The sequence below is a fragment of the Micromonospora sp. NPDC050200 genome, from assembly GCF_040656135.1.
GTDB lineage: Bacteria > Actinomycetota > Actinomycetes > Mycobacteriales > Micromonosporaceae > Micromonospora.
Window position 1 is genome coordinate 1 of record NZ_JBFALG010000104.1, and the last position, 12,463, is coordinate 12,463.

Sequence of the window (12,463 nt, forward strand, 5' to 3'; positions counted from 1 at the left end):
GGGGCGCGCCGACGCCGGACGGGCCGGTGGCGCCGGTGCTCACGCCGCCGCCTGCCGGGGCTGGGCGTGCCGGAGCACGATCGCCGCCTGTTGCAGCGCCCGGACCGGGTCCCCGCGCAGCCGGCACTCCAGCGCCAGCCAGCCCGGGTAGCCGATCTCCCGCAGGGTGCGCAGCAACGCCGGCCAGTCCAGGTGCCCGGCGCCCGGCTGGCAGCGGTTGGAGTCGCTGACCTGCACGTGCCCCAGGTACGGCGCGGCGGCGCGCAGGGCGCCGTGCACGTCGTCCTCCTCGATGTTCATGTGGAAGGTGTCGGCGACCACCCGCACCGAGGGCAGGCCCACGGCGGCGCAGAGCGTGACCGCCTCGTCGAGCCGGTTGACCATGTGGTCCTCGTACCGGTTGAGAGGTTCCAGGAAGAGGACGACGCCCTCGGCGCGGGCGTGCTCGCCGAGGACGCCCAGGGCGTCGACGAGCACCTGCCGGTCGCCGCCGGGCGGGCGTGGCGGCTCGAACGGCGGCAGCCGGCGGGAGAACATCCCCCAGGCGGCGGGGGTCATCGCGCCGACACCGCCGAGTTCGGCGATCACCGACAGCTGGGAGCGCAGGTTGGCGACCGCGTCACGGGAACGCGCCGGGTCGAAGTCGCCGATGAAGTGGTCCATCTCCACGCAGACGGTGGGCATCACCACCCCCTCGGCGCGGGCCCGGCGCAGCTCCGGCAGCCGGCCCGCGAAGGCGAGGTCGCCGCGGCCGCGCAGCTCGATGCCCTGGTAGCCGAGGGCGGCGGCGAGGGCGAACTTCTGGGACAGGCTGGTGCCGGGGAGCAGCTGCTCCTGGCAGGCGATCGGGATGGACATCAAAACCTCAGCACGACTTGTAGGACGTCACCGGCACCGCGGTCGAGCAACGCGAGCGCGTCGGCCACCGCACGGGCGTCCACGACGTGGCTCACCAGCGGCAGCGGGTCGACGCTGCCCTCGGCCACCAGGTCCATGAAGGTGTGGGCGATGCGGGCACCGGACCACCGGCCGGCCAGGCCGGGCGCCGGGGCGGGCCCGGAGACCTGGGCCGCCACCAGCTGGATCCGGTTGTGGTGGAACTCCTCGCCGAGACCAAGCCCGTCGGCGTGGCCCTGATAGAAGCCGGCGGCCACGACGCGGCCGGCGTGGGTGGTGGCGCGGATCGCCTCGTGCAGCGCCGGGTACGCCCCGGACAGCTCCAGGCAGACGTCCGCGCCGCGGCCGCCGGTGGCCTCGTGCAGCACGGCGGCGGCGGAGTCGACGCCGGCGTCGACGGTGCGCCGGGCCCCGAGGCGGGCGGCCCGTTCCAGCCGGGCGGGCACCCGGTCGACGGCGACCACCCGGGCGCCGGAGAGGCTGGCCAGCCGGGTGGCGAGCAGCCCGATGACGCCCTGCCCGAAGATCCCGACCCAGTCGCCGAGGTGCAGGTCCCCGGCGAGGACGGCGGTCAGCGCGATGGCGCCGGGGCGGGCGAAGACGGCGGCGAGCGGGTCGAGCCCGGGGGCGAGCGGGTTGACCGCGCCGGCCGGTACGACGCCTTCGGCCCGGTGCCCCCAGATGCCCCAGACGAGCTGGCCCGGATGCCGGTCGGCGACGTCCTCGGCGACCTCGACGATCTCGCCGACCTCCTCGTAGCCGAACCCGACCAGCGGGTTGCTCCCCCGGAACAGGGTCAGCTCGGTGCCGGCGGAGATGCCGGAGTAGCGGGTGCGGACCCGGACCTGGCCCGGGCCGAGCGGATCGGTGGGGCAGGGCTCGAGGCTCACGCGCCGCGGCCCGGCCAGTGAGACAACCCAGTTGCCCATGGCGCCACTCCCGGGACGTACCGGGCCCAATCTTAGCAAGAAATAGCCATATGTGCCGTTATTGATCAATCGAAGGCGTTGAATCCGGCTTGTACCCTTCGAGAGGAGTGCCACCGATACCATCACCCCCGCTCCGGTCACCGTCCGTGGACGCCGCGATCACGCCACGAAACACCTGGTAGATCCCCGTGCCGATCGGCCGGGTAATCCGTAGCATCGTTCGGGAACCCGCCCCGGCGGGTACGGGGGAGGCCGGCGGAACGGCCTGCGCGTGCCGCCGGAGGCGCGTGCGCGCCAACATCCGTATCCGCGACAGGCAGAGGGGCCGGCGATGGGTCAGGCACGGCAGGACGCTCCAACAGGCACCAAGGGCGAGGACTACACCCGTCGGTTGCAACGCCTCGGCGGCGCGCGCTGGAAGCAACTGCTCGACGTGCAGGCGCCGTACCGGTGGAACCTGCGGCGGCTCGGCCTGGGCCGCACCCTCGACGTGGGCTGCGGGCTGGGCCGCAACCTGACCAACCTCGGTGCCGGGGCGGTCGGGGTCGACCACAACGCCACGTCGATCGCGCACGCCCGGGCGGCCGGGCACGAGGCGTACACGATCGAGGAGTTCTTCCGCTCCGAGCACGCCCGGCCGGACGCCTTCGACTCGCTGCTCGCCGCGCACCTGCTGGAGCACCTCCCCGCCGGCCAGGCGCTGGAGGTGATCTCCTCGTACCTGCCGTTCGTCCGCTCCGCCGGCACCGTCGTCTTCATCACCCCGCAGGAACGCGGGTACGCCAGCGACGCCAGCCACGTCCGGTTCGTCGGGTTCGCCGAGGCGGCGGAGGCGGCCCGCGACCTCGGCATGACGGTCGTGCGGCAGTACTCGTTCCCCTTCCCGCGGGCGCTCGGGAAGCTCTTCACCTACAACGAGTTCGTCACCGTCGCCCGGCTGCCCTGACCGCCGGCCCCGCGCCGCGGGGCGCCGGTTACCGTGGCGGCATGACCAACCCGACCCGCTGGGCGACCGAGACCGGTCCCGGGCACTCGCAGTGGTACATCGACCGGTTTCGCACGCTCGCCGTCGAGGGCGCGGACCTCGCCGGCGAGGCCCGGCTGGTGGACGCGGTCGTCCCGCCCGGCTCGCGGATCCTGGACGCCGGCTGCGGCACCGGCCGGGTCGGCGCCGCGCTGGCCGCCCGCGGTCACCAGGTGGTCGGGGTGGACGCCGACCCGGCGCTGGTCGAGGCCGCCCGGACCGACCACCCCGGCCCGCGCTGGCTGGTCGGCGACCTCGCCGAACTGGACCTGGCCGCGACCGGCGAGCCGGAGCCGTTCGACGCGGTTGTGGTGGCCGGCAACGTGATGGCCTTCGTCGCCCCCGGCACCGAACGGGACGTGCTGGCCCGGATCGCCGCCCACCTGCGCCCCGACGGCGTGGTGCTGGTCGGCTTCGGCACCGACCGGGGCTACCGGCTGGCGGACTTCGACGGCGACGCGGTCGCCGCCGGGTTGCGCCCGGAGCACCGCTTCGCCACCTGGGACCTGCGCCCCTGGCGCGACGACGCGGACTTCGCGGTCAGCGTGCTGCGCCGTCCCGCGCGCTGACCCCGCGCCGCCCCGCGCCCTGACCGTCCGCCGAGCGCGGCCCGTCCGGGACCCTCCCCGGGACGAGGCTCAGGCGGGGGCGGCCACCGCCCGCGCGGCGGTCGGGTCGAGCGGGCTGCCGGCGGGCACCAGGCTGACCAGACCCGCCGGCAGACGCACCGGCCGCACGTCGCGGTAGCCGAGCATGCCCAGCACCTCGCCCCCGGCCAGCACGTACCGCCGGCCCAGGTCGGTGACGACGGAGACCGCGCCGCCGGTCGCCCCGGGCGCGGCGACGGACTCCACCACGGCGCCCCGGCCCGGTTCGACCACCACGTGGTCGGCGAGCACCGCACCCCGCCCGGCAGCCGCGCCGGTGCGGGCCACGGCGGTCAGGTCGGGCACGGCGACGCCGACGCGGACGTCGCGGACCTCGCCGTCGTCGCCGACGCGCGCGCAGAGCCCGCCACCGTCCACGCCGGCCAGGCGGGGCGGCGAGGCGGGCGGCGCGGTGGGACCGGTGGGGACAAGGTCCGGCAGTTTGGGCAGCGCGGCGAACCGGCCGAGGGTGATCGGCTCCGGGTCGCCCTGCCCGGTGCGGGCCATCAGCAGGGCCGCCTGCAACTCGGTGATGCCGGCGAGGCCGTCCCGCTCCGCGACCGCGTACTGCCGGCCACCGCCGGAGTTGCGGACCAGGTAGACGTCGCCGACCGCGGCGCCGGAGACCCGGGCCGAGGGCCGGCCCAGCTCGGGCAGGGCCGGCGGGGCCAGATCGGCGCCCGCGGGCAACGTGTTGAGCAGGGCGGGCGCCACTGGCACCGCCCGCTCCCGGGTGGCGGCCAGGGCCGCCAGCACCCGACCGGTGTCGCGCAGCAGGAAGCGCCGCTCCCGCCAGACCAGGTGCAGGGTGCCGTCCGGGTGCCGGACCAGCACCCCCTCCTCGCCGGTCGACCGCCCACCGACGGCCTCCCGACCGATGAGCACCGCCGAGCGGGGCGCCGAACGCTCGGCCTCCGCCGGGACGACCGAACATACCGTCCACGCGGCGGTCGAGAGCCGCCCCGGGGCGGGCAGCGAGTCCGGCGCGTCGGCGATGCCCAGCGGCAGGCCCCGAGGCACCCCCTCGATGGAGCGGCGGGAGACCAGTACGGTCGTGGACCGGTCGGTGCCGATGATCAGCAGCGCGGAGGCGTAGTTGAGCACCGGGTGCAGCTTGCCGTCCCGGTAGACGAACCGGGCGCCGGACTCCTTCTCCACGATCACCGCGCCCGGGTCGCGCCACTTGCTGCCGCCACCGGCGAAGAGGCCGTACAGGGCGAAGCCCCCGAGCCCGATCGCCGCCACCAGCACGCTCGCCAGACCGGCGCCGGCGAGCCGTCGGAACGGCGACCGCGCCGGGTCGGTCTCCCGCATGACCAGCGCGGCGACCGCCCGCTGCACGGTGAACTGGTACGAGTGGAGCTGGTCCTGCCGCGACGGCATGGTGTCCCTTCCGGCGAATGGTCGCCGCACAGGATATGCGCTCCGTCGATGCCACGGCGACCCTGCGTCGTCAGCGTCCAGGGGTGCGGCGGCATCCACTGTGGCCACCAGCGGTCGGCCAGGTCGGGGATGGCGTCCCGGGCCCGCCCGGTCTCTCGCGCGGGGTGCCGCCGGATCGCGTATAACCAAACGGTGGACAGCAGCGACTGGGACGCCCGGTACGCCGGCTCGGCGGAGCTGGTGTGGACCGCCGAGCCGAACCGCTTCGTGGTCGAGGCGGTCGCCGACCTGCCCCCGGGTGACGTGATCGACCTCGCCGCCGGGGAGGGGCGCAATACGGTGTGGCTGGCCGAGCGGGGCTGGCGGGTCACCGCGGTCGACTTCTCACCGGTGGCGGTGGCGCGCGGCCGGGAGTTCGCCGCCCGCCGGGGCGTACCGGTGGACTGGCGCGTCGCGGACGTTACCGTCGACGCCCCCGAGCCGGGCCGGTACGACCTGGTGCTGGTCGCCTACCTGCACCTGCCCCCGGCCGCGCTGGCGGCCGTGCTGGCCGGGGCGCGGGGCGCGCTGCGACCCGGCGGCGCGGTCGTGGTCGTCGGGCACGACCGGGCCAACCTCGACAGTGGGGTGGGCGGCCCCCGTGACCCGGCGATCCTGCTCAGCCCGGAGGCGGTGGTCGCCGGCCTCGACGGGCTGCGGGTGCGGCGCGCGGAGACGGCCCGCCGCCCGGTGGCCGTCGACGGCGGCACGGTGGACGCGCTCGACACGGTGGTGGTCGCGACCCGACCGGCGTGACGGCCCGGCGCCCGCTCGCGGGGAGGCGCGGCACGCCGGGGAGTCCCGGCAGGGCCGGGGGCAGGTGGGGACCGGTAGCATCCCGCCACGGACGGTGTCGGCGAGGAGGCCGGGTGGGCGCGCGATTCGAGGAACTGGCCTGGCGGGAGACCCCGATCGGCGAGATCAGCCTGCGCCGGCGCCGCGACCCGGCGCTCGACGTCGACGTGTACGAGGTGAAGCTCGACGACGACTTCCTGATGTCCAGCCTCTTCCCGGTGGCGGAGATCGAACTGGCCCGGTTGGGCCTGGCCCCGCTGACCGGGGACGCCCTGGACGTGGCGGTCGGCGGCCTCGGCCTCGGGTACACCGCGCGGACCGCCCTGGAGGACCCCCGGGTGCGGTCGCTGGTGGTGGTCGAGGCGATCGAGGACGTGATCGACTGGCACCGCCGGCAGCTGTTCCCCTTCGCCGCCGGGCTGGCTCCCGACCCGCGTACCCGGTTCGTCCGGGCCGACTTCTTCGCCGCCGTCGCCGCCGGTCAGCTCGACCCGGAGGCGCCCGGCCGACGGTTCCACGCGGTGCTGCTGGACGTCGACCACTCCCCGCGGCACGTGCTGCACCCGAGTCACGCCCCCTTCTACACCCCGGACGGGCTGCGCCGGCTCGCCGATCTGCTGCACCCGGACGGGGTGTTCGCCCTCTGGTCGGACGACCCGCCGGACGCCGACTTCGGCCAGGTCCTCGCCGAGGTGTTCCCCACCTCGCAGGCCCACGTCGTCCGGTTCGCCAACCCGTTGACCGGCGGCGAGTCGGCAAACACCGTCTACGTCGCCCGACGCTGACCGGCGTCGCCTCACGCTGACCCCCGCCCCGCTCCATGCGGCGACAGCTGTCGGCTCGCCGACCAACCGCAACCGCCGGGCGGGATCGAGCGTCATCCTCACCGAGAGGCCCGGAAACGCCAGGCCGAACAACGGGGAGAGAAGATGAGACGACGGGCACGACGTACCGCCTTGGGCGCGGTGGCCACCGCTCTGCTGGCCGCCTCGGTCACCGCGGCACCGGCCACGGCCGGCCCCCGGCAGCCACCGATCGGGACCGCCCGGCCGCGGCCGGCGACCTGCACCATCGGCACACTGCCGTCACCGGCGGACGTGTTCCGGTCCGAGGCCAACGCCATCGACCCGACCGGACGGTTCGCCGCCGGTACGGCCGGCCGGTCCACCGGCGGCGGCGGTAGCCAGGTGCTGCTGTTGCTCTGGGACCGGCAACGGCTGACCACGGTCGAGTCGGCGCTCATCAGGGACGTCGCCGACGTGAACGCCCAGGGCGTGGTGGTTGGCAACGGTTGGGTGAACGGAGCGGCTCAGCCCTGGCGATACCGCGACGGGCAGCTCGCGCCGCTGCCGCTACCGCAGCCGGACGCCAGGGACACCAACGTCGTGGCGATCAACGCGACCGGCGACATGGTCGGGTCCAGCTCCGATCCGGTGACCGGCCAGTGGGTTCCGCTGCGCTGGCCGGCCGACCGCCCGGGCACGGTCGAGGTGATCGACGCCCCGGCCGGCACCATGCCCACCGGACTCACCAACAACGGCACGATCGTCGGCTACACGGGCGACTGGGGTGACTGGACCGGTTGGGTCCGGTACCCCAACGGTCGTACGGCGGACCTCACCGCACCGGGTGCCCGGGCGGCACAGGTTTACACCGCCGCCGGACGGTGGGCGATCGGCTGGGTGGACACGGGCGGCCAGGCAGCGGTCAGGGTGCGCTGGAACCTGCGCGACGGCTCGTACGCGACGTTCGACGAGTCCTTGGTGGACGTCAACGCGCGCGGCGTGATGGTCGGCGGGGACCGGGTCGTGCGGAACACGTCGAGCCGGGTGTTGCCCGGCGGCAGCGACCGGGTCAACGTCGGTGCCAGGGCGATCTCCGACAACGGGACGATCGTCGGCTTCCGTAACGACCGTGAACACGGCCAGGTCTCCGGGGTGATCTGGCGCAACTGCTGACGGTGCGCGGCCGACCCCGGCCGTAGCTCCTCGATAGGCACGTCGAGCGGGTGAGGCACGTCGGGTGACCGGCGCGCCTCACCCGGCACGCCGAGCCGGGCAGCCGGGTGTCGGGCTCAGAACCACTCGTCGCGCATCTGCAGGGTGGTCCGGTCCAGGCGGTCGAGCAGGTCGAACTGTGCGGCGGTACGGGGCAGCTCGTGGTGGAAGAAGTACCGGGCCGCCTGCCGCTTGCCGGCGTAGAAGGCCGGATCGGCGTCGACGTGGGCGGCGTCGACGGCGAGCAGCTGCTCCAGCCACATCCAGGCGACCACGACGTGCCCGACCGCCTCCAGGTAGACACTGGCGTTGGCCAGGGCGAGCGCGGGGTCGCCGGTCCCCCACAGCCGGCGGGTGGTGCCGGCGATCCGGTCGACCGCGGCGCCGAGCTGGGCGGCCAGCTCGGCGGCCTCCCCGTCGGCCTTCCAGGCCCGGCCCACCGTCGCCGAGATCGTCGCCAGCAGCAGGGACAGCCCGGCCCCGCCGTCCATCGTCGCCTTGCGGCCGAGCAGGTCCAGCGCCTGGATGCCGTGGGTGCCCTCGTGGATCGGGTTGAGCCGGTTGTCCCGCCAGTGCTGCTCGACGTCGTAGTCGCGGGTGTAGCCGTAACCGCCGTGCACCTGGATGGCCAGGTCGTTGGCGGCCAGGCACCGCTGCGACGGCCAACTCTTGGCGATCGGGGTGAGCATGTCCAGCAGCAGGTGCGCCCGCGCACGGTCGGCCGGGTCGGGGGCGGTCTTCTCCTCGTCCAGCAGCCGCCCGCAGTAGAGCACCAGCGCCAGGGCGCCCTCCACGTAGCTCTTCTGAGCCAGCAGCATCCGGCGTACGTCAGGATGCGCGACGATCGGCACCTGCGGCGCGGTCGGGTCCTTGTCGGCGACCGGCCGGCCCTGCGGGCGCTGCCGGGCGTACGCCAGGGACTTCAGGTAGCCGGTGTAGCCGAGCGCGGTGGCGCCGGCCCCGACGCCGATGCGCGCCTCGTTCATCAGGTGGAACATCTGCGCCAGGCCCTGGTGGGGCTCCCCCACCAGGTAGCCGACCGCCCCGGCCCGGCCGTCCGGCCGGTGCACCCCCTCGCCGAAGTTGAGCAGGGTGTTGGTGGTCCCCCGGTAGCCCATCTTGTGGTTGAGGCCGACCAGCACCACGTCGTTGCGCGCGCCGGGCACGCCGTCGGGGCCGACCAGCACCTTCGGCACGATGAACGCGAGATCCCCTTGACCCCGGGCGGGCCGCCGGGGATCCGGGCGAGCACCAGGTGGACGATGTTCTCGGCGAGTTCGTGGTCCCCTCCGGAGATCCACATCTTGGTGCCGAAGAGCCGGTGGCTGCCGTCGTCCTGCGGCTCGGCGCGGGTGGTGATGTCGGCCAGCGAGCTGCCGGCCTGCGGCTCCGACAGGCACATGGTGCCGAAGAAGCGGCCCTGCACCATCGGCCGGACGAAGGTGTCGACCTGCGCCGCGCTGCCGTGGGCGAGCAGCAAATTGGCGTTGCCCACGGTCAGGAACGGGTACGCCGACGTGCCCACGTTCGCGGCCTGGAGGTAGCCGAACGCGGCGGCGGAGACGACGTGCGGCAGCTGCATCCCGCCGACCGAGGAGTCCATGGTGGCCGCCAGGAGCCCGGTCCGGGAGAAGACGTCCAGCGCCGCCTTGACCTGCGGGATCGTGCGCACCCGCCCGCCCTCGACGGTGGGCTCGCTGGTGTCGGCGGCCCGGTTGTGCGGGGCGAAGTGCTCGGCGGCCACCCGCTCGGCGAGGTCGAGCACGTCGTCGAAGGTCTCCCGGGAGTGCTCCGCGTAGCGGGGGCGCTCGGTCAGCCGGGGCGCGTCCAGCCACTCGTAGAGCAGAAAACGCAGGTCACGACGGGACAGCAGGGTGGACGACACGGATCTCCTTCCGTCGTACGCCTCAGCCGCGGCGCCGCCCGGCGATGGCGTCACGCACGTCATCCTGGCTGATCGGGCCGACCGGCGCACTCTCCGTGGCCTCGCGCATCGCCTTGGCGAGTCGCACCCGGCGCAGCACCTCGCGGATGTCCGCGCCGGTCGGTCCCGGGGTGAGCGCGGCCAGCCCGCAGGCAGCGGGATGGCCAGCTTGACGTCGAAGCGCCCGGAACGGGTCAGCGAGGCGTCCATCCGGTGCGGGAAGTTGGTGGTGGCCAAGATGCCAGCGACCGCGTTGACCGCTTGGCTGGCTGCGTCCCCGCCGGCGCCGGCGTAGCTGATCTGCATCCGTAGGGCGCAGACCCCCGACCAGCATGGTCTTGCCGGTGCCGGGCGGGCCGTACAGCAGGATGCCCTGCGGACGGCGGCCGCCCCAACGCGCCATCACCTGCGGGTCGCCGCCGCTGCCACCGCGTGGACGTCGTGGGCAGGGGTGCGGCACGTCGTACCGCACCCCTGCGGCGGGCCGGGCCCGCGCCCGCCCGCGTCCCGCGGTGATCCGACGGACCCCCGATGGCGCATGGCTGCGCGCTCCCGTCGTACCCGCACGGACGCCCCTGGCATCAGGCGGTGCCATTGGCGGACCAAAGTGTCCACTCCCCATGCCAGGGGTGGTAATGCTATACATACTCGCGGTAGCGGCGTCAACAGTCGGTGCCACCGTCCCCGGCCGGTGCCACCGCACACGTGCGGAGGAGCCCCCTTGCCCCAGGTCACCGAACCGGACGACCGCTCCTTCGCCGCCCGCCTGGACTGGCTGTTCCGGACGGTCACCGACCCGCAGGGCCGTCCGTACAGCGTCCGGCACGTGGCGCAGGAGCTGACCGGGCGCGGCTGCCGGATCTCGCACACCCACCTGAGCAACCTGCGCCAGGGGCGGGCGCCGGACCCGCGTCAGTCGGTGGTGGACGCCATCGCCGCCTTCTTCGGCCAGCCGTCGAGCTTCTTCGCCCCCGGTCAGGACGACGTGGACGGTGGGCGCGACCTCGCCCACGCCCTGGCCAACCCGCACATCAAGCAGGTGGCCATGCGGCTTGCCGACGCCCGGCTCTCCCCCGAGGGGCACGCCGCCGTGGTGGCCATGATCGAGCAGGTGGAACGCCTGGAGGCCGCCGCCCGGGCCCGCCGCTCCGGCGAGCGCCCGGCGGAGGCTCGATGATCCGTCGACGACGCACCAGCGAGGTCCAGCTGCGACAGCTGCGCCGCCAGTCCGAACAGGCCCTGGACGCGCTCGGGCTGACCGGCGGCTTCACCTTCGCCGAGCTGCACGAGCGGGTGCAACGGCAGCGTGGCCGGCCGGTGCACCTCATCCCCCGCGAGCTGCCCGCACTGGCCCCGCACGGGCTCTGGGTGGCCGGCGAGCAGGCCGACTACATCTTCTACGCCGCCAACGCCAGCCCGGTGCGCCAGCGCCTGATCATCGGGCACGAGTACGGCCACGCCCTCTTCAACGACGTCTCCCCGCCGTCCGAGCTGGACCGGGCAGCCGCCGCGCTGGGCCGGCCGGCTCCGCTGGCCCGCAGCTCCTACGACGTGCCGCAGGAGCGGCGGGCGGAGATCTTCGGCAGCCTCGCCGTGCAACGCGCGGAGCGCTGGTCGGAGCTCCCGGTCGGCACCCCGGCCGACGCCGCCCTCGCCGACCGTCTCGCCGCCACCCTCGAAGGACGCCGCCACCCGTGATCAGCCTCATCCGGGACCTGATGATCGGCGTGACGCTGATGTGCTGGGTGTTGAGCCTCTACAAGCTGCGCGACCTGGCCCGCGACCCGCGCAACCGGCCGCTGCGGGCGCTCTGCCTGGCCCTGGTCGGCATCACGGTGTCGCTGACCCTCCAGCCGTTCATGCCGGCCCTGGACCGGGCGCTCGGCGTGCTGGACCTGGCCCGCGTCCTGTCCAACTGCCTCACCCTGGTCTCCGCCACCGCCGCGCAGGCCTTCCTGCTGCACCTGACCGGGGACGACGAACGCACCCGGTGCCGGGTCCGCCACCGCACGGTCGCGCAGCTGGCCAGCATCGCCGCGATCGCGGTGCTGTTCGCGCTGGCCCCGGCGCGGGCCGCGCTGGACGACCCCCGGGTGGCCAGCGGCCGCTACTACGGCGACCCGTTCGACGCCCCCTTCCTCTACGTCTACCTGACCTACCTGGGCTGGTCGATGGCCCAGGTGGTGGTCCTGGCCCACCGGTACGCGCGGCGGGCCGCCCGGCCGCTGCTCCGCCTCGGCCTGCGGCTGATCGTGGCGGGCGCCGCCTGGGGCCTGGTCTACGTGCTGGCGAAGCTGACCGCGGTGGCCGCCGGCGCGCTCTGGCCCGGCACCGCGCTCGCCTCCGACGCGGTGGTGGTGTTCAGCTTCACCGTCTCCATCCTGCTCATCCTGATCGGCTCGACGCTGCCGTCCTGGGGACCGCTGGTCGGCCTCGACCGACTCTGCGCGCGGGTGCAGGCCGTCGTGGACCACCACCGGCTGCGTCCACTCCAGGCGGCGGTGCACCGGGTGCTGCCGGAGGTCGCGCTGCTGCCCGAGCCGCGCGGGGCCGCCGGGCTGCTGGCGGTGCTGCGCGACCCGTACCTGCGCCGGGTCCGCGCCACCGTCGAGATCCTCGACGGGTACGCCACCCTGCGCCCCTGGATGTCCGCCGCGCTCCTCGACGCCGCCGAGGCGGCCGGCCGCCGGGCCGGGTACGGCGGTGACCGGCTCGCCGCCGCCGAGGCGACGGTGCTCCGACGACGCGGCCTGGATCACCGGCCACACCATCCCCGTCGACGGCGGCTACACCGCCCGCTGACCACCGGGCAGGTCATGATCGACGGC

14 protein-coding genes are annotated in these 12,463 nt (G+C 74.7%); 8 read left to right on the top strand and 6 right to left on the bottom strand.

From position 1 onward, the window contains the following. Positions 1-39 precede the first annotated feature (39 nt). Complete coding sequence (locus AB0I41_RS33275) at positions 40-858, bottom strand: sugar phosphate isomerase/epimerase family protein (protein WP_357114981.1); 819 nt, start codon at positions 856-858, stop codon at positions 40-42. After that, positions 858-1,826 (bottom strand): zinc-binding alcohol dehydrogenase, encoded by a 969-nt coding sequence (locus tag AB0I41_RS33280; RefSeq protein WP_357114983.1) that lies wholly within the window; start codon positions 1,824-1,826, stop codon positions 858-860. Before AB0I41_RS33280 ends, AB0I41_RS33275 begins: the two co-directional genes overlap by 1 nt. A gap of 331 nt (positions 1,827-2,157) precedes the next feature. Between AB0I41_RS33280 and AB0I41_RS33285 the strand changes: the two genes are divergently transcribed. Together AB0I41_RS33285 and AB0I41_RS33290 are read left to right on the top strand one after the other, a co-directional pair. Further along, positions 2,158-2,772 carry a methyltransferase domain-containing protein gene (locus tag AB0I41_RS33285; protein ID WP_357114985.1) on the top strand — a complete coding sequence of 205 codons (615 nt, stop codon included), beginning with the start codon at positions 2,158-2,160 and terminating at the stop codon, positions 2,770-2,772. 41 nt (positions 2,773-2,813) lie between these two features. Next, on the top strand, positions 2,814-3,419 hold the full coding sequence (locus tag AB0I41_RS33290; protein ID WP_357114987.1) for a class I SAM-dependent methyltransferase: 606 nt from the start codon (positions 2,814-2,816) through the stop codon (positions 3,417-3,419). Between the two features lie 69 nt (positions 3,420-3,488). Here the strand turns inward: AB0I41_RS33290 and eccB are convergent, their stop codons facing one another. Further along, positions 3,489-4,880, bottom strand: coding sequence for a type VII secretion protein EccB (eccB, locus tag AB0I41_RS33295; RefSeq protein ID WP_357114988.1), 1,392 nt, complete (start codon positions 4,878-4,880; stop codon positions 3,489-3,491). A 192-nt stretch (positions 4,881-5,072) separates the two neighbouring features. On the opposite strand from eccB, the gene AB0I41_RS33300 reads away from it, so the two are divergent. The 3 genes from AB0I41_RS33300 to AB0I41_RS33310 all read left to right on the top strand — a co-directional run bounded on the left by AB0I41_RS33300 (position 5,073) and on the right by AB0I41_RS33310 (position 7,672). Then, complete coding sequence (locus AB0I41_RS33300) at positions 5,073-5,675, top strand: class I SAM-dependent methyltransferase (RefSeq protein ID WP_357114990.1); 603 nt, start codon at positions 5,073-5,075, stop codon at positions 5,673-5,675. Between the two features lie 113 nt (positions 5,676-5,788). Next, the gene (locus AB0I41_RS33305) at positions 5,789-6,499 is read left to right on the top strand and encodes a spermidine synthase (protein WP_357114992.1); all 711 of its coding nucleotides are present in this window, start codon (positions 5,789-5,791) and stop codon (positions 6,497-6,499) included. Between the two features lie 144 nt (positions 6,500-6,643). Continuing rightward, entirely contained in the window at positions 6,644-7,672 is a 1,029-nt protein-coding gene (locus AB0I41_RS33310; protein ID WP_357114994.1) for a hypothetical protein, read from the top strand. 116 nt (positions 7,673-7,788) lie between these two features. Here the strand turns inward: AB0I41_RS33310 and AB0I41_RS33315 are convergent, their stop codons facing one another. The 3 genes from AB0I41_RS33315 to AB0I41_RS33325 are packed head-to-tail and all read right to left on the bottom strand — an operon-like array spanning position 7,789 to position 10,038. Further along, complete coding sequence (locus AB0I41_RS33315; RefSeq protein ID WP_357115005.1) at positions 7,789-8,709, bottom strand: acyl-CoA dehydrogenase; 921 nt, start codon at positions 8,707-8,709, stop codon at positions 7,789-7,791. Continuing rightward, a complete protein-coding gene (locus AB0I41_RS33320) occupies positions 8,697-9,596 on the bottom strand; it encodes an acyl-CoA dehydrogenase family protein (RefSeq protein ID WP_357114996.1) in 900 nt (299 codons plus the stop codon). Before AB0I41_RS33320 ends, AB0I41_RS33315 begins: the two co-directional genes overlap by 13 nt. Positions 9,597-9,618: 22 nt before the next feature. After that, the gene (locus AB0I41_RS33325) at positions 9,619-10,038 is read right to left on the bottom strand and encodes a hypothetical protein (RefSeq protein WP_357114998.1); all 420 of its coding nucleotides are present in this window, start codon (positions 10,036-10,038) and stop codon (positions 9,619-9,621) included. A 318-nt stretch (positions 10,039-10,356) separates the two neighbouring features. On the opposite strand from AB0I41_RS33325, the gene AB0I41_RS33330 reads away from it, so the two are divergent. From AB0I41_RS33330 to AB0I41_RS33340, 3 genes are all read left to right on the top strand, one after another. Further along, positions 10,357-10,812: a hypothetical protein gene (locus tag AB0I41_RS33330; RefSeq protein ID WP_357115000.1), complete on the top strand. Its 456-nt coding sequence runs from the start codon at positions 10,357-10,359 to the stop codon at positions 10,810-10,812. Beyond that, entirely contained in the window at positions 10,809-11,333 is a 525-nt protein-coding gene (locus tag AB0I41_RS33335) for a hypothetical protein (RefSeq protein WP_357115001.1), read from the top strand. Before AB0I41_RS33330 ends, AB0I41_RS33335 begins: the two co-directional genes overlap by 4 nt. After that, a partial coding sequence (locus tag AB0I41_RS33340) for an MAB_1171c family putative transporter (RefSeq protein ID WP_357115003.1) occupies positions 11,330-12,463 on the top strand: 1,134 nt, incomplete at its 3' end. The genes AB0I41_RS33335 and AB0I41_RS33340, both read left to right, overlap by 4 nt.